This is a genomic window from Siminovitchia sediminis (genome assembly GCF_042680885.1).
GTDB classification, from domain to species: Bacteria; Bacillota; Bacilli; order Bacillales; family Bacillaceae_C; genus Siminovitchia; species Siminovitchia sediminis.
Genome location: NZ_JBHUEO010000019.1, coordinates 68,611 through 92,988, shown reverse-complemented (window position 1 = coordinate 92,988; position 24,378 = coordinate 68,611). Strand labels below are relative to the sequence as shown.

Annotated in this window: 25 protein-coding genes, 2 pseudogenes and 2 riboswitches; of the genes and pseudogenes, 8 read left to right on the top strand and 19 right to left on the bottom strand. The window is 43.1% G+C overall.

Annotated features, from left to right (window positions below):
- Positions 1-82: 82 nt before the first annotated feature.
- Positions 83-415 (bottom strand): annotated as a pseudogene (locus ACFSCZ_RS08760) (AMP-binding enzyme); the annotation flags it as partial.
- On the opposite strand from ACFSCZ_RS08760, the pseudogene ACFSCZ_RS08755 reads away from it, so the two are divergent.
- Positions 380-1,028: pseudogene (locus tag ACFSCZ_RS08755) on the top strand (arginase family protein); the annotation flags it as partial. The pseudogenes ACFSCZ_RS08760 and ACFSCZ_RS08755 sit on opposite strands and share 36 nt — an antisense overlap.
- A gap of 284 nt (positions 1,029-1,312) precedes the next feature.
- Here the strand turns inward: ACFSCZ_RS08755 and ccpA are convergent.
- From ccpA to ACFSCZ_RS08740, 3 genes are all read right to left on the bottom strand, one after another.
- Positions 1,313-2,323, bottom strand: coding sequence for a catabolite control protein A (gene ccpA / locus ACFSCZ_RS08750; protein WP_380773528.1), 1,011 nt, complete (start codon positions 2,321-2,323; stop codon positions 1,313-1,315).
- 174 nt (positions 2,324-2,497) lie between these two features.
- Positions 2,498-3,013, bottom strand: coding sequence for a YtxH domain-containing protein (locus ACFSCZ_RS08745; protein ID WP_380773525.1), 516 nt, complete (start codon positions 3,011-3,013; stop codon positions 2,498-2,500).
- A 34-nt stretch (positions 3,014-3,047) separates the two neighbouring features.
- Positions 3,048-3,581, bottom strand: coding sequence for a DUF948 domain-containing protein (locus ACFSCZ_RS08740; protein ID WP_380773524.1), 534 nt, complete (start codon positions 3,579-3,581; stop codon positions 3,048-3,050).
- A 298-nt stretch (positions 3,582-3,879) separates the two neighbouring features.
- On the opposite strand from ACFSCZ_RS08740, the gene ACFSCZ_RS08735 reads away from it, so the two are divergent.
- The gene (locus ACFSCZ_RS08735) at positions 3,880-4,464 is read left to right on the top strand and encodes a hypothetical protein (protein ID WP_380773522.1); all 585 of its coding nucleotides are present in this window, start codon (positions 3,880-3,882) and stop codon (positions 4,462-4,464) included.
- A gap of 177 nt (positions 4,465-4,641) precedes the next feature.
- Here the strand turns inward: ACFSCZ_RS08735 and murC are convergent, their stop codons facing one another.
- Complete coding sequence (murC, locus tag ACFSCZ_RS08730; protein WP_380773520.1) at positions 4,642-5,961, bottom strand: UDP-N-acetylmuramate--L-alanine ligase; 1,320 nt, start codon at positions 5,959-5,961, stop codon at positions 4,642-4,644.
- Positions 5,962-6,286: 325 nt separating this feature from the next.
- Entirely contained in the window at positions 6,287-9,076 is a 2,790-nt protein-coding gene (locus ACFSCZ_RS08725) for a DNA translocase FtsK (protein WP_380773519.1), read from the bottom strand.
- Between the two features lie 120 nt (positions 9,077-9,196).
- On the opposite strand from ACFSCZ_RS08725, the gene ACFSCZ_RS08720 reads away from it, so the two are divergent.
- Complete coding sequence (locus tag ACFSCZ_RS08720) at positions 9,197-9,763, top strand: YhcN/YlaJ family sporulation lipoprotein (protein WP_380773517.1); 567 nt, start codon at positions 9,197-9,199, stop codon at positions 9,761-9,763.
- 54 nt (positions 9,764-9,817) lie between these two features.
- Here the strand turns inward: ACFSCZ_RS08720 and ACFSCZ_RS08715 are convergent, their stop codons facing one another.
- Positions 9,818-10,081 carry a YciI family protein gene (locus tag ACFSCZ_RS08715; protein WP_380773515.1) on the bottom strand — a complete coding sequence of 88 codons (264 nt, stop codon included), beginning with the start codon at positions 10,079-10,081 and terminating at the stop codon, positions 9,818-9,820.
- Between the two features lie 33 nt (positions 10,082-10,114).
- Entirely contained in the window at positions 10,115-11,077 is a 963-nt protein-coding gene (locus tag ACFSCZ_RS08710) for a 2-hydroxyacid dehydrogenase (RefSeq protein ID WP_380773513.1), read from the bottom strand.
- Positions 11,078-11,204: 127 nt separating this feature from the next.
- On the opposite strand from ACFSCZ_RS08710, the gene ACFSCZ_RS08705 reads away from it, so the two are divergent.
- The 4 genes from ACFSCZ_RS08705 (at position 11,205) to ACFSCZ_RS08690 (ending at position 13,659) form a co-directional block, all read left to right on the top strand.
- Complete coding sequence (locus tag ACFSCZ_RS08705) at positions 11,205-11,651, top strand: LytTR family DNA-binding domain-containing protein (protein WP_380773511.1); 447 nt, start codon at positions 11,205-11,207, stop codon at positions 11,649-11,651.
- Between the two features lie 6 nt (positions 11,652-11,657).
- Complete coding sequence (locus tag ACFSCZ_RS08700; protein WP_380773508.1) at positions 11,658-12,062, top strand: DUF3021 domain-containing protein; 405 nt, start codon at positions 11,658-11,660, stop codon at positions 12,060-12,062.
- A 402-nt stretch (positions 12,063-12,464) separates the two neighbouring features.
- On the top strand, positions 12,465-12,878 hold the full coding sequence (locus ACFSCZ_RS08695) for a hypothetical protein (RefSeq protein WP_380773506.1): 414 nt from the start codon (positions 12,465-12,467) through the stop codon (positions 12,876-12,878).
- A complete protein-coding gene (locus ACFSCZ_RS08690) occupies positions 12,829-13,659 on the top strand; it encodes a hypothetical protein (RefSeq protein ID WP_380773504.1) in 831 nt (276 codons plus the stop codon). Before ACFSCZ_RS08695 ends, ACFSCZ_RS08690 begins: the two co-directional genes overlap by 50 nt.
- Before the next feature lie 149 nt (positions 13,660-13,808).
- On the opposite strand, the gene ACFSCZ_RS08685 is transcribed toward ACFSCZ_RS08690, so the two are convergent.
- The 9 genes from ACFSCZ_RS08685 to ACFSCZ_RS08645 form a co-directional block, all read right to left on the bottom strand.
- Positions 13,809-14,228, bottom strand: a complete 420-nt coding sequence (locus ACFSCZ_RS08685; RefSeq protein WP_380773502.1) for a universal stress protein — start codon at positions 14,226-14,228, stop codon at positions 13,809-13,811.
- 173 nt (positions 14,229-14,401) lie between these two features.
- The gene (gene ytpR, locus ACFSCZ_RS08680) at positions 14,402-15,010 is read right to left on the bottom strand and encodes a YtpR family tRNA-binding protein (protein WP_380773500.1); all 609 of its coding nucleotides are present in this window, start codon (positions 15,008-15,010) and stop codon (positions 14,402-14,404) included.
- A complete protein-coding gene (locus ACFSCZ_RS08675; RefSeq protein ID WP_380773498.1) occupies positions 15,010-15,828 on the bottom strand; it encodes a DUF1444 domain-containing protein in 819 nt (272 codons plus the stop codon). Before ACFSCZ_RS08675 ends, ytpR begins: the two co-directional genes overlap by 1 nt.
- 93 nt (positions 15,829-15,921) lie before the next feature.
- A complete protein-coding gene (locus ACFSCZ_RS08670) occupies positions 15,922-17,199 on the bottom strand; it encodes an acetylornithine deacetylase (RefSeq protein WP_380773495.1) in 1,278 nt (425 codons plus the stop codon).
- A 183-nt stretch (positions 17,200-17,382) separates the two neighbouring features.
- Positions 17,383-17,473, bottom strand: a riboswitch (TPP riboswitch).
- Positions 17,474-17,630: 157 nt separating this feature from the next.
- On the bottom strand, positions 17,631-17,948 hold the full coding sequence (locus ACFSCZ_RS08665; RefSeq protein ID WP_380773493.1) for a thioredoxin family protein: 318 nt from the start codon (positions 17,946-17,948) through the stop codon (positions 17,631-17,633).
- Position 17,949: 1 nt separating this feature from the next.
- Positions 17,950-18,966, bottom strand: coding sequence for a PTS sugar transporter subunit IIC (locus ACFSCZ_RS08660; protein ID WP_380773491.1), 1,017 nt, complete (start codon positions 18,964-18,966; stop codon positions 17,950-17,952).
- Positions 18,967-19,206: 240 nt separating this feature from the next.
- Entirely contained in the window at positions 19,207-20,214 is a 1,008-nt protein-coding gene (locus tag ACFSCZ_RS08655) for an ABC transporter substrate-binding protein (protein WP_380773489.1), read from the bottom strand.
- Complete coding sequence (locus ACFSCZ_RS08650; RefSeq protein ID WP_380773487.1) at positions 20,211-20,963, bottom strand: ABC transporter permease; 753 nt, start codon at positions 20,961-20,963, stop codon at positions 20,211-20,213. Before ACFSCZ_RS08650 ends, ACFSCZ_RS08655 begins: the two co-directional genes overlap by 4 nt.
- Complete coding sequence (locus tag ACFSCZ_RS08645) at positions 20,960-21,730, bottom strand: ABC transporter ATP-binding protein (RefSeq protein ID WP_380773485.1); 771 nt, start codon at positions 21,728-21,730, stop codon at positions 20,960-20,962. The genes ACFSCZ_RS08650 and ACFSCZ_RS08645 overlap by 4 nt, the downstream gene beginning before the upstream one ends.
- A 135-nt stretch (positions 21,731-21,865) precedes the next feature.
- A riboswitch (TPP riboswitch) is annotated at positions 21,866-21,964 on the bottom strand.
- 165 nt (positions 21,965-22,129) lie between these two features.
- Between ACFSCZ_RS08645 and ACFSCZ_RS08640 the strand changes: the two genes are divergently transcribed.
- Positions 22,130-22,573, top strand: coding sequence for a YtoQ family protein (locus tag ACFSCZ_RS08640; protein WP_380773483.1), 444 nt, complete (start codon positions 22,130-22,132; stop codon positions 22,571-22,573).
- A gap of 192 nt (positions 22,574-22,765) precedes the next feature.
- Here the strand turns inward: ACFSCZ_RS08640 and ACFSCZ_RS08635 are convergent, their stop codons facing one another.
- Together ACFSCZ_RS08635 and ACFSCZ_RS08630 are read right to left on the bottom strand one after the other, a co-directional pair.
- Positions 22,766-23,293 (bottom strand): DUF84 family protein, encoded by a 528-nt coding sequence (locus ACFSCZ_RS08635; protein ID WP_380773481.1) that lies wholly within the window; start codon positions 23,291-23,293, stop codon positions 22,766-22,768.
- Positions 23,294-23,308: 15 nt separating this feature from the next.
- Entirely contained in the window at positions 23,309-24,373 is a 1,065-nt protein-coding gene (locus tag ACFSCZ_RS08630) for a M42 family metallopeptidase (protein WP_380773480.1), read from the bottom strand.
- Between the last annotated feature and the right edge of the window lie 5 nt (positions 24,374-24,378).

Below are 24,378 nucleotides of genomic sequence, written 5' to 3'. Positions count from 1 at the left end.
GTCATGAAATCACCTAAGGAACTAATTAAAGAACTTGTAAGGGAGAAAAAATTCACAAGTACCAATCAAATCATGGACGCAATTAAAGAAATGTTTTCCGATGTCGTTCCCATGCCTTTAAGACGCGTCGAATGATTTTTCCGCTTCTTGTCTTAGGCAGTTTATCCTTAAATTCTATTTCTCGTGGCGCCGCATGGGCAGCAAGCCCTTTTTTAACAAATCGGCGAATCTCCTTTTTTAACAAATCGGCGAATCTCCTTTTTAAATTCATCTGTCGTTTATACCCTTCATTTAAAGCTACGAAGGCCTTAATGATTTCACTTCTGACAGGATCGGGATTTCCAATGACACCTGCTTCTGCGATGCCCGGATGTTCAAGGAGCTTACTTTCAACCTCAATGACTCGGTCTGCACTTTCTCCGTCCATGAAACCGGACGTTACCTGTTTCCAGGTACGGGGCAAAGCAATGAATGGGGCCACGGAAAAGGCTATGGGTACACTTTTAACATTCCTTTGGATGCTTTTACAGAAGATGAATCCTTTATTCAAGCCTATACAGAGGAATTTTATGATATTGCTGAATATTTTAAACGAGACGTTATTTAAACTCAAAATGGGGCAGATGCCCATTATTATGATCCGCTTACTCACCTTTCAGTTACCATGAACACGTACAGGAAATTCCCCGGATTGCTCATAAACTGGCTCATCAATATTGTCATGGAAGATGGATTGCTGTAGGCGGTGGAGGTTATGATATTTGGCGGGTGGTTCCTCGGGCCTGGTCTCTCTTATGGCTGGAAATGACCGAACAACACGTTTTTGGCCCATTGCCCAAAGCATGGATCCGTAAATGGCAGCCCCATGCAGGATGGACATTGCCGGAATCATGGAAGATCCGTCAGATCTTTATCCACCCATCCCCCGTAAACAGGAAATTACAGAGAAAAACAGGCAAACTATGGAGTCCGCGTTAATTCATTTACGCCAGCAGCTAAAGCGAACAAATCAACGTGTAGATTTGTAGACCGTACATCTTATTTTTTTCCAGTATAAAAAAACTCATGGAGCCAAAACAGGCAATACAGGGCCGCTTACGGATGATACTCACGTCCTGTGCGGCGGCCCTCCTGACCGAGCAGTACCTGATGACACTTGCCAATAACGCTGCCGGATCTGAAACGAGTACACTATAAAGTCCATGCTATTCCCGCCCAAGCCAGTTTTACAAAATAAAAAGCAGACCCGTACGGGTATGCTTCTTGGTTAAGATTAATATATATCTACGTCATCTTCTCCAGCACCGCTGAGTTATTCGGCAGACTTAGTCGATTCCCTTAATTCGAGCCTGTGGGGAAGCACAACGATCTGATCCTGTACTTTCTCTTTATTCATAAATTTAGTCAGCAGTCTCATTGAAACCGCACCAATATCATACAACGGCTGAACAATCGAACTTAGTTGCGGGCGAACCATTAAAGCGAGTTTCGTGTTATCGGAAGTAATAAATTCAAGATCTTCAGGCACAGATAAACCATCATCTTGGGCTCCATGCATGACACCCAATGCCATTTCGTCATCTCCGGATACAACCGCAGTAGGTCTATTTTCAAGTTCTTTTAGATTTTTCCAGCCGGCCAAACCGGAATCGTATGTGTAATCTCCCTCTATGACATAGTCTTCCAAATAATCAATGCCTGCTTCTTCAAGCGCTTGTTTGTAGCCGGCAAGCTTTTCTCCGTGATTTATTAAATCACGCATTGGGCCCATGGCAAAGGCTATTTTTTTATGACCGCCTTTAATGAAATAATTCGTTGCGTCATAAATAGCCTGACGATAGTCAATATTCACAGATGGTATTGTTTTGGAATCCTCCATAGACCCCGCAAGTACAACAGGAACGGGAGAACGTTTCAGCTCTTGAACAAAATCATCTGTTATATTTTGGCTCATGACTATTAAGCCATCCACTTGTTTTCCAAGCATGGTATTCAGCAGATGAAGTTCCTTGTTCACATTCTGGTCAGAGTTACTTAAAATGATATTATATTTGTACATGGTGGCAATATCTTCAATTCCGCGTGCTAGCTCGGCATAGAAAATGTTGGCGATATCCGGGATAATCACTCCAACAGTAGTGGTTTTCTTGCTCGCCAATCCACGAGCCACCGCGTTCGGGCGATATTCAAGCCTTTCGATGACCTCCAAGACTTTTTTACGTGTTGCAGGTTTAACATTAGGGTTTCCGTTGACTACTCTGGAAACAGTAGCCATAGAAACATTTGCTTCTCGCGCAACATCATATATTGTTACATTCATCATCATCACTCTCCTGTATACAACTACGTACATTTCCTCAGTTTTGTTTCATCATTAAATATATTTTTCCATTCTCTCATAATCATACGCCAGAGTACGATCCGCTTGCAAACCTTTGGGCGTGACGTCAAGAAAAGTTCATAAAAAAGGGGGCGGCTTCAAATTAGCCGCCCTTTTTTATGGATTCATTGATTGATTTATTTCCTTAGCCATTTGCTCTGTTTTCTGAGAAACTTCATCATTTTTTTGGGATCCTGCTGACTGGGCCTGGTCAACAGCCTGCTTCGTCTTATCTGCTGTTAAATCAACGGTCTTATGGACAGTATCCTGTAGATCATCGGCACCGGTTTCTGCATTTTCTGCTACTTCATCCACAGCTGTTTTTGCAGTATTCCGGAATTGATCCGCTTTATCTTTTACTGTTTCGGCTAAATTGCTGCCCTTGTCCATAGCTGTCTGCCGGATTTGGCTCGTTTTTTCCATAGCAGTTGAGGTAAGGTCTGACCCTTTTTCCATAACCGTTTCTTTCCATTCACCTGACTTTTCTCTTAAAGTCTCCATTTGCTCAGTTAAGTCAGTGCGTAATTCCCTCCCGGATTTAGGTGCACAGAGCAGCGCAGTAGCTGCTCCTACGATACTTCCCACCAAGATCCCTGTTAGAAAATTGCTGGTTCCATTATCTTGATTGCTCATTTGTCTTTCATCCTCCTTAACTATTTATATTTTTTCAGCCTCTCCCGCTTTCCAGCTGCTGAGTACGAACCATTACTTCTGACGAATCATCTCTGTAACTGGATGCAGCAGTGTTCGCTGTTTTTTTCTTATCAGACATCCATTTGTCTTTCAACTCTTTTAATGCGGTGCCCCATTGAACGATTTGGATAATTTTATCTTCATTTCTTACGACTGCAGAAGACACCGACCTTGAAACCTTTTCCAAGGAAGTATTCAAATCAGACACCGTGTTGCCAATCCCCTGTACAGCTTGTCCAACACCCTGGACGCCATCTACTACTGTTTCCAGCTTTTCTGTTTTCTGTTGGATATCCTCTGCCAAAGCATTTGTCTTATGTAGGAGCATAGTCGTTTCACCTGTAACTCCTTGCAGCTGTTTTTCAAGGCTATCCAAAGTGTTTGATACACTGTCCAATGTTTCTTTGACAGATTTCAATGTTTTTGTCAGGCTGATTACGAGAATCAGAAATGCGATCGCAATAACAGCAACGCTTAAATACAATATAATAATCACTTTTTTATCCACACCTCCTGTTTACAACAACTCTACCCCTGTTCATTGAGAAATAAACAGTCGTTTTACTTCTTCTTGGCTACCCCTTATTTTCCCTTCATTTTCCCAAAAAAAACACAAAAACTTCACTTTTTTTGACAAACCGATTGCCGCGGTATTTTACATATACAATTATTTACGTCTTTTTGGGGCATCCTCCTTTTTTTCATCACGGGCGTAATTCATTTTTCGGTTAGTGGATCCGCCGTTATCGATATAAACATCCTTACATACGATACATCATAATTGCATGAACAAGGAGGTGTTCAGCATGAGTTATTGTAATTGTTCATACTGTCAATCGGACCCATGCCATTGTTCAGACGATCATGAAAATACGAACCGAATTGAAAATAACCCGACAAATACGAATACGTTTAATCCGATCATTCAAATCCCTTCCCCAGCCAACGGCCGGCAAGGAGGGCTCCTTACAGAATTTGATGTGGATCAGCCCCCTGTTGGTCCTGTAACACTCATACCTGCAACAGATGATGGCATAGTTTTATGTACCGTTCAACTGGCTATTGATGATTTTATTTCGGACAGGGTTTGGCTAAATGGAACTGTAGAGTGGGCAGCATCGCAAGGCACTCCCACAGTAGTACTGTTTATTACTCGCCAAAGACCCGGCGGAACAGAAGCCACGATATTCACTACATCAGATGAGGGAGATGCAGCAACTACCGATGAAATAACCACCAGTTTTACCTTTGTAGATGAAACTCCTATTGTTACAGGAGGACAGCAGTTGGTTGTATACAGATTAAAAGCACGGAGTGCAATCGACGCAGAGGAAGCTATATTGAGGGGGAATACTTTCACAGCTGCTGAAATTAGAGCAAATAACCCCTAACAAACACTCATCACACTTTATTTGTTATATATAGAAGTAAAGCTGAATCGTATCAGATCAGAGCAATAATTCGACATTCTCAACCTCATGGATATCTGTTAAGACTTAATTTACAAATGCCTGGCTGCAAAAAAAGAAGATGCCTCCTGTGCATCTTCCTCTTTGTATACATTTACTTTACTGAGCTTTTTTCAACTGTTGCATCAGCAAGTCTTCATAAGCGACTTGGAACTTTTGGATGTCCCCGGCCCCCATGAAAATGAGAACTGCATCATCCAGCAAAAGCAGCGGGGATGTATCTTCTTCCTGAAGGATTTGAGCGCCATCAATCTTAGTTTTTAAATCCTCGATGGTCAACTCTCCATGATTTTCTCGGGCTGAACCGAAAATATCGCATAAGTATACATCATCCGCCTCACTCAAACTCTCGGCAAATTCCTGCAGAAACGCCCGGGTTCTCGTAAAAGTATGGGGCTGGAATACGGCAGCTATCGGGCGGTCCGGATATTTTTGTCGTGCCGCATGAATCGTAGCCTTTATTTCTACAGGATGATGGGCATAATCATCGATCAGAATTTGATTCCCAAGTTGTTTTTCAGTAAATCGACGCTTCACTCCATTAAATGTCAACAGCTGCTCCTTCAAAATATCCGAGTCAATACCTTCATACTGGCACAGGGCAATCACCGCAAGTGCATTTAATATATTATGGTCTCCATAAGAGGGGATTTCAAATGAAGCATAAAAGTCATTACGTACAAAAACATCAAATTTCGTTCCGGAGGTAGATTTTTCTATATTTCGGGCCTGAAAGTCGTTTCCTTCTCCAAAACCATAAAACAGGACAGGTACTTCTGCATGAATTTTTTGAAGCTGTTCATCATCCCCATAGGCAAATATAGCCTTGTTTACTTGAAGTGCCATTTCCTGAAATGCCTGAAATACATCATCTATATTGGCAAAATAGTCAGGATGGTCAAAGTCGATGTTGGTCATTATCGCATAATCAGGATAATAAGATAAAAAATGCCTGCGGTATTCACATGCTTCAAATACAAAATAGGAGGCATCTTTTTCCCCTCTTCCCGTACCATCACCGATGAGGTATGACGTAGGTTTTGCTCCTTTCATGACATGAGCAAGAAGTCCTGTCGTCGAGGTTTTTCCATGGGATCCCGTAACCCCTACACTAATAAATTTTTTCATATACTCGCCCAAAAAAGTGTGATACCGGATCACTTCAATGCCTTGTTTCCTGGCTTCAGCAATTTCTTCATGATCATCCGGAAAGGCATTTCCAGCAATTACCGTCATTCCCGGTTTTATATTTTCACGATTAAAAGGTAATATTTTTATTTTCAAATGATCAAGTGCTTCTTGTGTGAAAAAATATTTTTGTACATCGGAACCTTGCACCTTAAATCCTGAGTTGTAAAGAATCTGTGCGAGTGCGCTCATCCCGGTGCCTTTAATACCGACGAAATGGTATACAGTCATAACAGAACCTCCAGCGATCGTCTATCTGTATGTATTATATGAAAAACATTTATTTTTGCTCAAAAGCGTCCTCAATTGTTCACCATTATTATGAGCTATCCGTTATCCACCTATGTAACCATGACAGATAGGTTTTTATTAGGTCATTATATCATTGTACAGAATCAGTGACTATTCATTCGAATTTATCTTGCCGCCAGCATTTCTGTAAAATTTGGGCTATTGATTAACCATTCGTTATTCAGATTAAGCTCTTGGCATTCATCCGCAATAAAAAGGGGAAAGACTTTGTTCCCCCATAACAAATAGAATAACATTTTATCCATCATTGTACTAGGGATTCTTTTAATAAATCCAAGTCAGACTCATTGATGAGTACATCCCGCGGCTTGCTCCCTTTTGCCCCGGAAATGACACCTTGATCTTCCATCATCTCCATCAGCCTGGCAGCACGGTTGTACCCAATTCTAAAATGTCTTTGTAATAAAGAAGTCGAGGCGTTACCTTGTTTGACAACAAACTCGCATGCATCTAACAGCAATTCGTCTTCATGTTCTTGGATTTCCGCCTTTTTTAACAGCTCTTCCTCTTGAAATAGATAATTGGGCTTGGCTTGGCTGCGAACATGTTCGATGACACGGTCAATTTCATCATCAGATACAAACGTTCCCTGCAAGCGTACCGGCTTGACCGAACCGTTGTTTAAAAATAACATGTCGCCACGGCCCAGTAATTTTTCTGCCCCGCTGACGTCTATTACTGTCCGGGAATCCACCTGGGAAGAAACTGCAAAAGCAATTCTTGTCGGAACATTTGCTTTAATAAGGCCCGTTATCACATCAACAGAAGGCCGCTGGGTGGCAATAAGCAAATGGATTCCGCATGCCCGCGCTTTCTGGGCAATTCGGCAGATCGACTCTTCCACCTCCGCCGGTGCCACCATCATTAAGTCTGCCAATTCATCAATGACAATAACAATATAAGGAAGGTGCTCACTTCCCTGACCTTTGTTTTTGGCCATTTGATTAAATCGGCTAATATCACGGACACCCGCATGAACAAATAATTCATAACGCCGTTCCATTTCATCTACCGCCCATTTTAAGGCAGCTGTTGCAGCCTTAACATCTGTAATAACCGGGCTGACCAAATGCGGAATATGGTTATACGGTGCCAGCTCAACCATCTTTGGATCTATAAGCATCAGCTTTAATTCATCCGGACGGGCTTTGTAAAGCAAGCTTACCAAGATCGAATTAATGCATACACTTTTACCGGAACCTGTAGCACCGGCAATTAACCCGTGAGGCATTTTACGCAAATCCGTCACAATGGGTGTTCCGGAAATATCCAGTCCCAAAGCTGCTGTTAACGGCGAGTCAGCTTCCAAAAATGATTCGTTTCCGATGATCTCGCTAATTTGAACAGGACGGCTTTCCTTATTGGGCAGCTCGATGCCAATTGAGCGGGTTCCGGGAATCGGCGCTTCCATACGAATGTCTCTGGCAGCCATGCTTAATTTAATGTCATTGCTTAAATTCGTGATCTTATTAACTTTTACACCTTTGTCGGGCTGTACCTCAAAACGGGTTACCGATGGGCCCTGACTGGCATTAACCACCCGGGCCTTCACATTAAAGTTTTCCATCGTTTCATTGAGAAGCATCGTTTGTTCATTGAGCCATTCAGTATTTTTCTCTTTCTTGACAGGCGGCATTAATAGTTGAAGAGGAGGAAAAGAATAATCTTGAGCTTCGGCTGTTACAGCTGCTTCTTCTTCAGCTGCAGCCTTATACGAAAGATCTTCTTGAGATTTTTTTTGCAGTTCCCTCTCTTTCTGCCGCTGCCACCTGATCCGATCTTGAGACAGCATTAATACGTTAAAGGGCAAATGTGACCTTTGCTTCTCATTTGAACCCTGCTGATCCACATTTGTTTCAGTGTCTTCCAATTCTTCTTTTGCTGCAATATCCTTCTCTTGATCAACAGCTTTTTTGGCTGAGACAGGGGATGCGGTTTTATTGTCCTGCGTATGGGATGGTGTTTGCTTTTCGGTCTCTTCCCAACCCCTGCCAAAGATTTCGGAAGTCTCTTCTCCCGCCTTTTGTTCATTTATTTGATCTTTAGCCTTTTCCTCAAATGATACCTCTCCTTCAAACGTATCGGACATGTCCATTTTAGGCTCTTCTTGAGTATTAGTCAGCTCCGTTTGATCAAGAAATCTTTCCCCATTGTCATTTTCGGTGCTTTCTTCGTCTTGAACTTTCTGTTTTACAGGTATGGGCTGCTCGTCGGGAGCAATTTCGACCCCTGCAGTAAGAACATCATTTACTTCATCCCCAGTAATTTGTTGAGATATTTCCGGCTCCTTATGGAAATTATCTCCGGGGAGGACCGTGTTTTTTTCTTTTATTCCCCATCTATCGAGGTTTTTTTCCTCTTCATGAAATGGATGAGCGGCATTTTCAAACGGTTCATCACTGCCTTCTTGATCTGCTGTTTTCACTGCGCTGCCCGCAGACGAATGAAATGGGATATCACCTGCATAATTGGGGGACTCCATCATGTGATTATTTTGAACGGTATCACAGTCTCTGACCATTGCAGGCTCCGTTTCAAATGGAGTCTTTATTTGAGTTTCTCCCTGTATATCTTCTCTTTGGAAAGACACATTTTCTGAAGCGGCATCTGCTGCTAAAGTTTGGTTTTTCCCTTCCATCCCTTCACGTATCCCCAATTCTGAGCTTTTCCTCTTCCTATCAACCGGGCGGCGGAAACCGTAAATGGGCGAAGGAATATGCGTTGGCTCAAAAGGCTGCCGGTTTTTCGGTTCAATTTTTTGATGTTTTTTATGAACAGGCCGTTCACTTGTGACATCATATTCCCCTCTGCTTTGCTCTCTTCTTTGTTCAGGCTGCCGCCTTTCCCTCTGATCAGGCGCCGTATCTTTAATTAAGGGAAAACGAAACTCTCCTTTTGGGTATTGATAAATGATTCGAGTGTTCAATTCATGCTTTTTAATCGTTTGGTTATTTTGTTCTATATGTAAATCAGCTGGTTTTTCCGGCTTATTAAATGAAAAAAGATTTGAAAGAAATTTTTTCACCCAGTTCATACTACATCACTCTTTCTTTCAAGGTAAATACTGCCATTCATTCATTATAACAAAAAGTGAATAATAATTGATGGGTTTGGAACATTAAAAACGATTACAGAAAAAAGGGAGGAACAAAAGATGAAATGGGTAAAGGCATTCTTATATACCGGTTTAATTGCTGCCTTGCTGGCGGGATGCGGCACAGCAAATAACGATCGTTTTACAAGCGATGATAATGAACCCATCGGCGTGAGGTTTAATCCACAAGATAACCGTGATCGTGATACGGCAGATAACATGACTGACAACGATGGTCTTAGAGACAACAACACGACCAATGTGAACAATCGAAATGATAACAACGGCGAGCGTAACATTGATGTGGCTGATGACGTGGCTGAGCAGGTAACCAGCCTAAAAGAGGTTGAAGATGCAAGTGTGCTGGTCACAGACCGGAATGCATATGTTGCAGTTAAGCTTAAAGATCGTGGAGCCAATGGGCTGACTAAAGATGTCCAGGATAAAATTGCCCGGAAGGCCAGGGACGCTAATCAACAATTTGACAATGTATATGTTTCTGCGAACCCCGACTTTTATGACCGGATGAGAGGTTATGGAGATGAAATTCGAAATGGCCGTCCGATCGGCGGATTCTTTGATGAGTTTACAGAGACAGTCCAGCGCGTCTTTCCCAACGCAAGATAATGACCATCAGGCCGGCAGATCCTTAAAGGATTTCGGCCTGATTTTATTTATCCGTTACTCAGACACCATATCCCATTCATGAATTTCATAATATCTTGCCTCATTCATTACATAGGGGTCTTGTTTCACCCAAGATTCAATGTCCTCAAGGCTTTCTCCCTGGTAAATCACCAGACCCCCGGCCCCATCGGCAAATCGGCCAAACATGACCACCTTTTTTTCTTTTTTCATCCTTGCCAGAAATTCTAAATGCGCGGGACGAAACTCCTTGGATTTTTCCTCATCTTTCATGGGTAATAATACAGCAAAATATTTCATTCGGTTTCTCTCCTTACTTTTTGTTTGTTAACACTAGTTCACTCTTTTGACCTCACCAAAACCGGTTAAAGCATGATGGATATTAGCTACAGCCAATTCGGCCATTTTCATTCTCGTTGCAATACTAGCGCTCCCGATATGCGGCAAGGTCACCAGGTTGGTAAGAGTCAAAAGTGGATCTGCTGGATCAATGGGTTCTTTTTCAAACACATCCAGGCCGGCCGCCCATATCTCACCGCTTTTCAATGCAATATACAGTGCTTGTTCATCCACGATTCCACCTCGTGCCGTATTAATGAGTATGGCACTTTTTTTCATCATAGATAACTCTTTACCGGAGATTAAATGATAGACTTCCGGACTGTATGGGAGCAAAATACATATAAAATCCGATTGTCTCAGGAGGTCATCCAGTTCAGTAAATCGAGCGCCTGTTTCTTTTTCCGCTTCCGGTTTTTTAGATCGATTATAATAGAGAATCTCCATTCCAAATCCGGCAGCTCTTCTTGCCACCGCCTGTCCGATTCTGCCAAAACCAATAATGCCCAACGTAGATCCATATATGTCCATACCTGTGAGATGCATGGGAGACCATGTTTTCCATTTGCCTCCACGTAATTCATCAGAAGCCTCAACCAGCCTTCTGGCTGTCGCCATTAGCAAAGCAAAAGTTAAATCCGCTGTTGTTTCAGTCAAAACTCCCGGTGTATTTGTGACAATAATTCCTCTTTTGTCAGCAGCATTCATATCAATATTGTTATATCCCACCGCCATATTGCTGATCACTTCCAAATTGGGAGCCGCTTCCATGACTTCTTCATCCATGTTTTCCGTCAACATACAAAGAATTCCCTGAACATCTTTTACTTTTTCAAGCAGAATCCCTCTTGGAACGGCTTCTTCTTCTTTTGGCCACATATCTATATCAAAATGTTTATCTAAGCCCTCCAAGATACGATCGGGCAGTTTTCTCGTGATGTAAATTTTCTTTTTCAATGCCATTCTCCTTCCTTACACCCCGCAAATATGTCCTGTTACTATACTATTTCGACCACTTAAACGAAATCTCCTTTTCAGCTGCCGGAGTGGAGAGATATACTCGAATGGGAGGGGAGTTGATGAAGTGAAAGTCCAAATGAATATCGATCCCGGCACCACTGAAGATGAAATCATTATAACAATCAAAGAAATGAATACAAAAGTAGAGAGAATTTTATCAATCATCCATGAAGAGGAAGAATGCCTATTTATCCCTTTGCAAAAAGATGGGAGAACGTATTTGGTGGAGCCAAAGGAAGTGTCACATGTCATTTTTATTGAGAATAAGTGCATTGCATACAGAGGCAAAGAACAATACCGCTTTAAAGATTCACTCAAACAATTTGAAGAGCGGTACAGCCCGTACAATTTTATAAGGATATCAAAATATTGTCTCGCTAACACGGTTTGGATGGAATATTTTGAAGCGACCTTTGGCGGCAGCCTCAAGCTTGTTTTTAAAAATGGAGAAAAGGAAATCGTTTCCCGAAAATATGCCAAAGAGTTAAAAAAGATCCTATTAAAGGAGTGATCCATCTTGTTGATCTTTAAAACCATCAGAAATATTTTAATCGGCTTTGGAATCGCATGTATCGCCCTGCTCATTTTCATTTTGATTGCCAGCCTCAACGGCTGGACCGAAATAGATATGGGGCTACTGAAGATTCAAGTAATTGGAAGCATGTCGTATGGTGCTATCTGCGGTGTCGTGTCCCTTGTGCATGAAAGCAGGCGGTTGTCGTTATTCAGTAAAACCAGCATACAATTCCTGGCATTTGTCATCGGTTATGCCATCTTTGGCTCGTTTTTGGGTTGGTTTCGCTCCCTCGAAAACATGATCTTGATGATGGCTATCTATATAATGATTTATGTAATCATATGGTTAATAATCTACTTTTCACAAAAACGCTTGGCGGATGAATTGAACAAAGGTATCCGTTAGTGCATGCTAACTTGCCTTTTGCCGGGCCAGTTATTTGGATGTAAGAGAGTAGAAGCTCGTTAAACCATTTTGCTCAATGATGATTTTAATCTGCTAAGATCAAGGGTCAAGTTCAGGGGAAGTCAATTGATAAAGGCAGCGTGCTGCTCCAAAGTTATCGTGGATGGCATACAATTGAAAAGTTCCATGGCGCCATTTCATGGATGCTCTCTATAAGCTGCTTTGTCGTGGCAGCCCTAATATTGCTTATCCACATTTTTCTTGTGCTTTCGATCTAAGGCTGCGCGCATGATCATTTCCCGAAAGAGAAGCAGGAAACGTTCTGATTGTTTGCGGGGCAAACCGGGAGGGTAAAAATCACCAGACAAAGACTTTCATAAAGTTTGGCTGGAGGTTTTATATTTGAAGGAGAAAAAGGTGGGAATTGTTTCATCCCCTGAACTGCCGTCCACCATTGCTCATAAAATCCAAAAACAATTTGAACAGGATCTTTCCCGGTTTGTTGCTGACGGCCGTCATAAGTGGAAAGTAGAATTGGTCGTTGACCTCCTTACCGGTGCGATAGAAGATCCTGATAAAATAATGAAGGAAACCGCCCAATATAAAAAAACCCATGATTGGGATTTTGCCCTGTCCCTGACGGATCTGCCCATTTATGACGGAAAACATATCATTCTGGCAGATGCGAATACCGCCATGTGCACCGGGCAAATATCACTCCCGGCTTTTGGATTGAGGCCAACTCCAAACCAGGTCAAAAAAATTTATGCTTTACATGGTAAAGGAACTATATTTCAGGCAAGCAAATCGATATGACCGTACCGACCTGGAGCCGAAAGGGATCGGGCCATATGATCCAATGAAAAGAAGAGGACTTGTCAACAAGGTAAAGAACGTTTTTCATTTTTCTTCCATTAGAAGAGTAGAATCAAGCGAAGCTGATGATCCTTTTGTGCGTTTTATCATTACTCCCAAAATGAACGGTTGGATCAAAACGTTATTTGGCATGACGATTTCCAACCGTCCCTGGACCATTTTGCCTTCTTTAAAAAACGTAGTGGCCATTGCTTTTGCAACAGGTGCTTATGGTTTGATCTTCCCTACATTATGGAAGCTGAGTGTTTCCTATAATATATATCGCTTTTTCGGCCTTATGGCTGCTGCTATTGCAGGAATGGTTGTCTGGATTATTTTTGCACACGATTTATGGGAAAAAAATAACGAAGAAAATAAAAATCGATTAAGATGGATGTATAACTTAACGACCGTTCTGACGCTGGGGATGTCCGTCATGATGTATTACACTGTTCTATATATTCTTTTTCTGGCGGCGGTTTCTGTCTACGTTCCGCCGGAGTTGTATGAGGCGGAGGCTGGACAAAAAGTCGGTCCTCTAAACTATCTGAAACTTGCCTGGCTGGCGGCCTCAGTTGCTACCTTTGCAGGGGCGATAGGCGCAGGGCTGGAGAATGCCGAAAACGTCCGAAAAAGCACATACAGCTATCGACAATATCATCGGTATCAAAAAATGAAAGAACAAGAAGAGGAGGAGAAAAAAGAAAAGAAAGTCAATGATGAATCGCAGTCGGGATGTTGAACATATTAAAACAGCCTGTGAAGTACTGGAGGAGAAAACTGTATGAGTGAACAAACCATTTTTAAGGTCATTTGAAATAGTCATTCACGCACACGAAAAACATGGCCGTCAGGGGCCATGTTTTTGTCTATTCCTTATCATCTTCTTGCCTATTTCACTATCAACACGGGGCAATCCACTCTTTTGGCCACTTTATGACTGACGCTGCCCAAGACCATTTCCTGGAGTTTATTTAGCCCCCTGCTCCCGATAATCACCATGTCACAGCTGCTTTTGTTCGCATATTGTACAATTGCAGGACCCGGATCCCCATGAAGAACTGTTAGTTTATACGAAATTCCATCCTTAATAAAAATATCCTCAACGGGAATTAATTGTTTTCTGCGGCCCGCTTCCAATGATTCCCCGTCCCGGCTGTGCAATACTTCTCCCTTTGATTTTGAGTAATCTACTACATAGATGATTTCGACTACGGTCTCACTCGATAAACGGGCAAGTTTTGCTGCCTCTTGGGCTGCACGGATTGAGTTTTCTGAACCGTCTGCAGCAACCAATAATCTGTTATACATACTCTCCCCTGCCTTCTGTTTTCCACTTTCCCATACAATAACTCATAAGGGTGAATTGGTTCAATCCAATTTCTTTCAATTTTAATATGTTTTTACTTTTTTTCGCAACCTTTGATGATGAAAATTGAATTTTATTGTTTAAAATTCCCATCATTTAGATCGTCCTTGCACGTTTAAAGCGGAAAGGCTTCACCTGTTTCAAACTGGTCATCTTCCAGAATCAAGATGCCTTTTTTCTCCGGTGCATTGGGAAGCCCCAATTCTTTAGCTGAGCAAATCATACCACTGGAAGCCACCCCTCTGAGCTCTGCATCCTTAATACGCATACCGCTCGGCATGACGGCCCCTACTTTTGCCACTACCACTTTTTGCCCAGCCTCCACATTGGGTGCACCGCATACAATTTGAAGTTCTTCAGTACCTACATCCACCTTGCATATGCTCAATTTATCCGCATTGGGGTGTTGATCTTTTTCCTTTACATATCCCACAACAAACTTTGGAGACAGGTCGGCTTCCAGCTTCTCATCAAAGCCATTTTTTTCTAAAGCTGTTTGGATTTTCTCAACGATCTCTTCGGTCAGCTTTACTTCACCTTCGGCCTCTACTTCCAAATAGCTGGAGGCATTAAAAAGATTGAACCCTCCTGTAACATTGGTTTGTCCATCTAAAATTCTGACAGCATCCCCTTTTCTCTCAAACGTGCGGTTGGACGTATCCCATTCACCTAACGAAATAATTAGAGTGTCTCCTATCCCTTTACGATTGTAAAATACGTTCATCATGATTTCTCCTTTCCTTCTTCCGGCCGGTTTTTCCCTAATATAAAAATAGGTTCCAGCTTCCCTTCTTCATAAATAAACGACAGCGCTGTGATCGGTACGAGCCCGTTTGTAAAGAAACTCATGGTCATCTGTGCCAATATATCATAGCCGGTTTTGTTGCGAATATCCGCAATGATCAGCACATCTTGATGAGGAACAGCCACAGCCATATCCCCTTTGATTTTCTCCGCTTTTTCCTCAAGAAATTTCTCATTTAAAATCCGGCTTGCATCATACCCGTCATTGGTATTTAAAAAGTAAAAGTCGTTGTCTGCAACCGTATCTTTTTTCATTGTTGTAGACAGGGAACGAACGTTAAAACGAGCAATTTCTCTAATCTTCTGAGGATCAAGACCTTCTTTATTGATCAGTTCCTCATCAATCAACCGATACGTCTTTCCCAGGTCCATTGCATAATAAATTCTGGTCTCGGCGGTATGGTCATCCGTCAAAAAAGTATTCCCCTCTTCTGACTCCACAGGAAACGAAGTAGAGCGGATCACTGGATAAATTTTTTTCTCACTTTGTGCAACAATCGGCTCCTTGCCCATCACATCCAGTGCTTGTTCTACATAATACACCACTTCATCAATGGCTTTATCCTTGTGTACATGCCATTTGGCCACAATACCCGGCAGCGCAATGTCTATGCCTTTGCCAGTTTGTGCATTTTCAATACGCAGGCTTTCTTTTTCACGGTCATATGTAAAGGTCCGTCCTTCCTTTTCAAGACGGTTTTCCAGCTCTTTGCTCATTTTTCGTTCATTCATCTTCATGTTAAACCCTCCTTGGCAATATGGGCTACATCCCATCATACACGAAAATTTCTTTTGCCAAAAGAAAGAGGCATGTTCTTCACCTGCAATGTTTTACTTTTTTTTCGTATTACACCACTTTTCAATAAAAACTAGCAGTGTTTTTGTAAATTTCCCCAATTCATCCAAGTTGATCTTCTCGTTAACAGAATGTGCTTCTTCCACCGTTCCAGGCCCATATATGGCTGCAGGAATGCCCGCCTGTCCGAACCATCCTCCATCCGTCACTGTCTTGGACATTCCCACGTTCGGAGCTGTCTTCCAAATTTGTTCGTGAGCCTTCTTCAGTTCCTGAACAGCTTCATGTTCTACATCCAGCTCAAGTGCAGGAAAAATTTCTCCCCGATCTACGATCATAGACTTACCACCCCACTTGAATTTCGGCGGATTTTCTTTTAGCCAGGGATCGGCCATCGCTGTGTGATACAGATGCTCCTCAATCTCGGCAATAACAGATTCATAAGTCTCATTTGGATAATAATGAACAGTGATCCAAAGCCTGCACTCATCAGCCACAAACGCTGCATGCCTGCCCCCCTTGATTACTGCAGGATTAATCGTATTCGTGCCAGCCGGAAAGCCTGGATATTGTTTTGTAACAGCCCAGTATCTCTCAAGCTCCTGAAGAGCAGCAATCACTATCATCATTTTTTCGATGGCACTCGCTCCATGCACTCCGCCCCCGGCGTGAATCATGTTCAAGCGCATAGCATCGTGAAAAACTTCTTGGCTTTTTACAGTAATCCAACCGGTTATTACGCCGCCTTGTCCATGAATCTCTGAATTACTTACGTCCATGACAAGAGCAAAATCCGCATCATATCCCTTTTCAATGCAAGATAACGTCCCGGCTTCTCCCACTTCTTCTCCAATCACAGATTGGAACTGAAGATCCCCTTTCAACTCCACTTCATATTCGTTTAACAGTTTAATGGCAAAAAGGGCAGCTGCCATGGCCCCTTTCATATCTGCAGTCCCGCGCCCATAAGCAAAGCCTTCTCTTACTTCCACATTAAATACCGGAACCGTCCATTCGCTGTCATCGCCAACTTCAGCCACATCGATATGGCCGTTAATAATTAAACTTTTGTAATCCTTACCGCCTGTCCCCTTCTTAATCCCAACTACATTAGGGTCATTCGGGTAGACCTCCCAACTGTCTGTTGCAAATTTTTCCCTCTTTAAAAACTGTTCAATATACTGTTGTGCTTCTGCTGTATTTCTTGAAGGAGGACTCACTGTCTGAAATCGAATCAAGTCGGTTAAAATCTGAAGCAGCTCTTCCTTTCGTTCATCTACAGACCTTAATAGAACGTTATTTATTTTTCCCATAATTTCTCAAACTCTCCTCTCCCTCGTATTATATATTTCAAGAACAAAAATTTGCTCCTTGATAACTGAATGATAGAGGTTTTTTGTTTCAATACCAGCGCTTTTATGATGATCCAATTGTTGAATAAACAAAAACAGCCGCTTCCCGGTTGAAGAGAAGCGGCTGTATATAACGCCTAACATTGTATAAAAGCGCTGCTTCCCTACGCCGGTATGACCCGGATCAGGTACGAAGGGTAAAATCTCAGCCAATCAGGCACCCCCAGCAGAAAGTAATTAAATATTTTATTAAGGATCAGAGGCTGATGCACCTAATAAGTGACCATTTCAAGTGAACCACAGCCTGGTGGCCCCAAGCCATACCCTCATTGAGCCATTTCCTGATATACATCCTAAAAGCGGAGGAACACCTCTCTCCATTCCGGGGTTTTTTAACCGGACAGCCCATTAATAAATTCTTCTATTTCCTCCAGAGTCTTACGATCTTTGCTTACAAACCTTCCTGCTTCCTCTCCGTCATGGTAAGCAACAAAGCTTGGAATACCAAAAATGTCAAGTTCCTGGCATAAATCGAGAAACTCATCACGGTCTACATGGATAAAATTGTACTCCGGATAATCGGCTTCCAGGCGTGGAAGAACCGGATCCAGGAACCGGCAATCCGGACACCAATCCGCGGAGAACATAAAGATCGTACGCTCTTCATTTTTTAATTGCTCAAACTGCTCTTTTGACTGCAAATTTTCCATATTATTTACCTCCAGTGTTAATCAGCATTTGGCCCGGCTTGATCCAGCCGCGCTTTCTCATATACTCCGATATCAATAAGCTTATCACAGCCGGACCGATAAAATGGAGTACAATGACTTGGATAAGGACATAGGCTGAAAAACCCATTGTCGTGAAGGTCATGATTTGTCCGACAAGTCCGCTTGTTCCCATCCCGGCTCCGGCTGCATTGCTTGTCATTTTCCAAATCGTAGCACCAAAAGGAGCCAAAATGATACCAGCCACTGTAGGAGGAATGAGTATAAGCGGATAGCGTATTATATTAGGAACCTGAAGCATGGACGTTCCGAGTCCGATGGCCAGTAAGCCGCCGACTTTATTTTCCCGATAGCTTGCCACAGCAAAACCTATCATCTGGGCACTGCATCCGATCGTAGCCACACCGGCTGCCAATCCGTTCAAATCGAGCATCATGGCAATGGCAGCACTGGAAATCGGTGCCGTTAGAGCTAGTCCCATCAAAGTAGCTACAATGATTCCCATGATGATCGGGCGCTGATCTGTCGCCCACATAATCCAACTGCCCAACATCGTCATGAATTCCGAAATAGGTGAACCAATAAATTTCGCCATAAGAAAACCAGTGAAAATACTTACAAAAGGAGTAACAATAATATCCACTTTCGTTTCCTGACTGACCATTTTCCCAATTTCCGTTGAAATAAGTGCAGCTACATAGCTTCCTGCAGGCCCTCCAAATGCAGCTCCTGCAGCTCCTGTACAGACAGCAGCGAAAATAACGAGCGGCGGTGCTCCAAGACCATAGGCAACAGCTACACCAATGGCTGGTCCCATAAGCCCCATGGCGATTTCTCCCATCTCAATGAAGAGAGGCCAGCCCAGCTGTTCACCGGCCGTTTTGATGATCAAACCAATAATTAATGAAGAGAAAAGTCCAAGTGCCATGTAACTTAAAGCATCTATTAAATAAGCTTTTGCAGTCATATGGACACCTTTGCGGGCTAAGAATTGTTTCATGGCGAAACCCTCCATAAGAATTGTACATAACAAGTGTAAAGACACCCATCAACTTTGTCCATGCTTTTTGTTATTGTTTGATTTTTGAAAATAATAAAGTGTCCGTATAGATCAGGCTTGATTTAATTGTCAAAAGGAAGATCCGTCTTTCTTTACGTTTGATCTCTTCTTTGGTCCTTGCTTGTTGATGGCCGTCTTTATGATTCCCATAAAAATAAAAACCCCCTGCATGGGGGCTGCTTATTCTACGATATTTACAAACAAATCTTGAGTCCGGGGACTTTCTTCGATGTACTCAGTATCTTTCAGCCACTGAATTACTTCAACCCACAAGGCCTCCGACTGGCTGCCAAACGCCTCATCTTCCGTTTCCATTTTCGGAAGCAGGACTTGCAAACTCTCTTTCTCCACTTTCTTATTCAACGGAAAATTCTCTTCATCCTGATATGTCAATAAAATATCCAATGCCTCCTGCGGATTATTCTTCATTACCTCATATCCTTTAGAGGCAGCACGCCAAAAAGCCCGGATGTTTTCTTCTTTCTCCTTCCATGTATCATCATTTGTTACGAAAAGCAATTCATAATAGCCGGGAACTCCATAATCAACAGGATTAAAATAATCTGTTTCAATTCCTTCACTTGCAAGAACAGGCACTTCATGGTTAATAAACGCCCCACTTACAGCATCTACGCGTCGGGTCGCAATGGCAGCATTAAGTTCAAATCCAATGTCTGTCATTTTCACCTTGTTCATGTCACCGCCGTCGGATTCTACTATGGTCTGTACAAGCGGCTCATTTACCGGAATGCCCGGCCAGCCGACCGTTTTACCTTCCAAATCTTTCGGACGGGTAATATCACTTTCTTTCAAAAATATAATATGGTTCAATGGGCTTCTTACAATTGCTGCTACAGATTTGACCGGTACTCCCTCTGCTCTGGCAGAGATCACATCAGGCTGATAGCTTATGCCCAAATCAATTTCTCCTGTTGCAGAAAGCTGTAAAGGGTCTGTCGGATTGGACGGAAAGCGGATATTAACTTTCAAACCTTCTTCTTCAAAATAGCCTTTTTCGATAGCAGTATATAAAAAGCTATGAACAGCATTCGGATACCAATCGAGCATAATATTTAATTCACGAAGCTGGTCATTTTCCCCTTTTCCTGCGGCGTCTTCCTGAGATTGGCCACAGGCAGCAAGGAATATACAAAATAGAATAATTACAGCTGCTCCGATTTTTTTCATTGTATACGTCTCCATTTCATTGTCATTTTTTCTAACAGTCCAACGAGCCAAAACAATACAACACCAAGTAAAGAAAGAACAACAATCGGTGCAAAAACCCCCGCTCCATCAAACTGTGTCATCATCCTTCGGCTAAAATAACCGAGTCCTGCGTCAGCCCCAAGCCACTCTCCGATAGCTGCTCCAATAACACTCAGGGTTACTGCAACTTTTAGCCCCGAATAAAAGTGCGGCAGAGCTGCCGGAAGCTCAACCTTTAGGAAGACTTGCCGTTTTGATGCCCCCATCACCCGGAGTACTTCTTTCAGATGGGAATCAGCTGACCGCAGTCCGTCAAAGGTGCTCACGGTGATCGGGAAGAATGTAATGAGTACAGTCACAGCCACTTTGCTCCAAACGGAATATCCAAACCACAGGACAAATATAGGAGCCAGGGCAATAATCGGGATGGTTTGAGAAGCTATCAAAATCGGGAAAAAAGCTTTCCTCGCTATTCCGCTTTTATGCATCCAAACGGACAGACTGACGCCAAAAACCAGAGACAGCAGCAATCCGATCACAACGATTGCCAAGGTAGCGGGCAAGTGGGAGATGAACAGGATGGACTTCAGCTCCCATAACCTGTCCAGCACTCCTGAAGGAGATGGGAGGATAAAAGGCTTTCCGTATAAGCGTGCTCCCCATTCCCAGCCAGCCAGAAGAAAGAATAGAAACCCCAGGGACAGTCCGTATTTTCTTAAAACATTCATATGGTCACCTTGTTTCTCAGATCCAACAGGAGTTTTTCTTTTAAGGATGTAAATTGGGGATCTTTTAAATCTGAGATCGTTCGCGGTCTCCCCAAAGGCACCTGAATTTCCTGGAGGTGTTTTACAGGATGCTCACCAAAAAGGAGGATCCGGTCTGAAAGAAACAAGGCTTCTTCCACATCATGAGTAATAAACAGAATGGTTTTCTTTGTTTCGTTCCATTGTTTTAGGAGCCACTCCTGCATCATCGATTTTGTGACTGCATCCAGTGCACTGAACGGTTCATCCAATAACAACAAATCAAAACCGCCCAATAATGCCCGCAAAAACGAGACCCGTTGGCGCATGCCCCCTGAAAGTTCATGGGGGTACCTTTGTTCATATCCTTTTAAACCGAAGCGATCCAGTTTGTCCAATAGTTCTTTATAAACGTTTTTACCCTTCACGCCTTTCAAAGACAACGGCAGCCGTACATTTTCCATCACAGTCATCCAGGGGAGCAGTCCGTCCTTTTGAGCCATATAACCGATATGGCCAAGCCTGTCCTCAACTGCTTCTCCGTTCACTAGAATGCGTCCTTTATCTTGGTTTTCCAGCCCGGAAATTAACCGAAATAAAGTACTTTTTCCGGAGCCGCTGGGACCCACCACACTGACGAATTCACTTTTATGAATAGTGAAACTTAATTGATCCAATATCTTTACACCTTGTCTTCTATTTTCCTTGTAGGAAAAAGTGACACCATCAAATACTAGACACTCTTCCATATTCCATCTCCTTTTTGGCGCGAGAACCCAAGAAGGCAGGTTTTGACAAAGAAAAAGAGCCGCTTCCTAATTTCAAGAAGTGGCTCTGCATGTTAAACATACATATTCCATATGTACGCATACATTCTGCGTACATGGCAAAAAAAACCACTTCCCTGCGCTGGCATTACCCAGATCAGGTTCAAGGGTTAAGGATTTCTCCTCTCTCAGCGATTCGCACCCCTAGTGTTCTCGTCCTATGTAATTATGATTCTATTCCCTTTGTACCCTAAAAACGAAAAAAAAGCAAATATTTTTATTTGATTGACTCGTTAGACACCTTTTATCGTGAAGGGAAGGGGATTCTTCTGACTTTTCATGATATGATAGAGGATGAGAAAAGATGTGAGGAGGGGTTTGATGAGATTAACAGTCTATCTGGCCGGAGAAATACACAGCAGCTGGCGGGAAGAAATTAAAGAAAAGGCCCAAACACTGCAGCTTCCAGTCGATTTTGTCGGGCCAATGGAAAATCATGACCGTTCGGATGCCATCGGCGAGGAAATTCTCGGCGAACAGCCCGATGCAATCTTCAGGGATGCGGCCGCCTCAAGCTTCAATAACTTGCGCACACAGGTACTTTTACAAAAAGCCGATTTAGTGATTGCTTTGTTCGGAGAAAAATATAAGCAATGGAATACGGCTATGGATGCCAGCACCGCTTTGGCTCTGGGCAAACCGCTCATTTTGATTCGGCCGAAGGAACTGCACCACCCATTAAAAGAACTTTCAAGAAAGGCCAATGCCACAGTAGAAACAGTCAATCAGGCCATGAAGGCATTATCCTACATCTTTGAGTCCTAACGTGAAAAGTGCAAATACCTGTCCGGCAGCGTTCACATTCAACAACAATATGGTCGACTGCGCTACGGGGCGACAGGCCATGCCCCGTCCTGTCTCCCAGCCTGCAGGGCCGTGGACTGCATGTACAGTCAAACAGAGCTGGACAAAGCAATTTTATTCAAATTTTCATTCATTTGACCTGAGGGGGCATTCCTATAAGGAACAGCCCTTTCTCCTCATATACTGGCCAATCAGAAGTTTGGCAATATGGCTAAACATTGCTGCACGGTCGACCAGTCCGTTGGTCAACACACCAACTGCGCCTTCAGTATGACGGATTTCCCTGGCATTCATGTAGTCATCCATGACAGGTCCAAGTTCTTCACCAGCCTTGAGACGATGGGCAATTTCATCCGGAAGCCTGATTCTTGCGCCTCCGGCAAATAGGGTTTCCCGGCCTCTTTCAGCAATTGCCCCCCAATTGCACAAGTATAGACCAAAAGGAGTTTCCGTCACACCTCCTTCAAGGCCGATTGCCAATCCCGCTTCATGTACTTGTGTTAAACAATGTTCGGCCCGGTTGGCCGCACCTTTCATGGTTTCTTCGTCAGAAAAAGGCTGTTCGCTGACCCCCGAGGGAGAATCTACCGAAAGCAGGGACGCTTCAATCTTTACATCTAAAAATGTCTGTTCTACAGCTTTTATTTTAGCCTTATTTTTAGAACCAATGGCCACTATCATGATTTAACCCCTCTATCATTGATTTCTGATTGTATCTACTGTTGTCTGGTCTGTAGTTTTTACTAGCCGGATTAAGAGTTCCTTGGCAGCAGCATAATCATCTACATGAATAATGGATGCTTGTGTATGGATATAACGGGAACAAATACCAATGACTGCACTCGGGACTCCCTCGTTGGATGTATGTACACGCCCTGCATCCGTTCCTCCCATGGATAGAAAATATTGGTAAGGTATATCATTGGATTCGGCTGTATCCAGTACAAATTCCCTCATCCCTGGCAGCGTAACCATGGAGCGGTCAAAAATTCTCAGCAGAACTCCTTTTCCAAGCTGGCCAAACTCTTTTTTGTCACCGGACATATCATTTGCCGGACTGGCATCCAATGCATAAAAGATGTCAGGCTGAATCATATTGGAGGCAGAAGCTGCCCCTCTTAAGCCTACTTCCTCCTGTACAGTTGCCCCCGAATATAGAGTGTTCGGAAGTTCCTCATTTTTCAGCTCTTTCAGCAGTTCGACAGCCAGGCCGCATCCATAGCGGTTGTCCCATGCTTTAGCCATTATTTTTTTGGGGTTGGCGAGAGGGGTAAACGGGCAAACCGGTACAACTTGCTGACCAGGCTTGATTCCTAGTTTTATTGCATCTTCCCGATCATCTGCGCCAATATCGATCAACATATTTTTGACTTCCATCGGCTTCTTTCTTTGTCCTTCACTGAGCAGATGGGGGGGGATAGAGCCAATGACTCCCGTTACAGGACCATTGTCGGTAATAATCTGCACCCTCTGGGCCAGCAGGACCTGACTCCACCAACCCCCAAGGGTTTGAAATCTCAGCATACCGTCTTCAGTTATTTGAGTAACGATGAAACCAACTTCATCCATGTGCCCTGCTGCCATGACTTTCGGTCCCGTCCCATACTTTACCCCGAAAATACTCCCCAAACGGTCCTGAATGATTTCATCTGAATATTTTTCAAGTTCGGTCCTCATAAAGCGCCGCACTTGATGCTCAAATCCAGGTGCCCCTGGCAATTCCGTCAGTGTCCGGAACAAATCTATTGTTTCTCTTTCCATTCGTC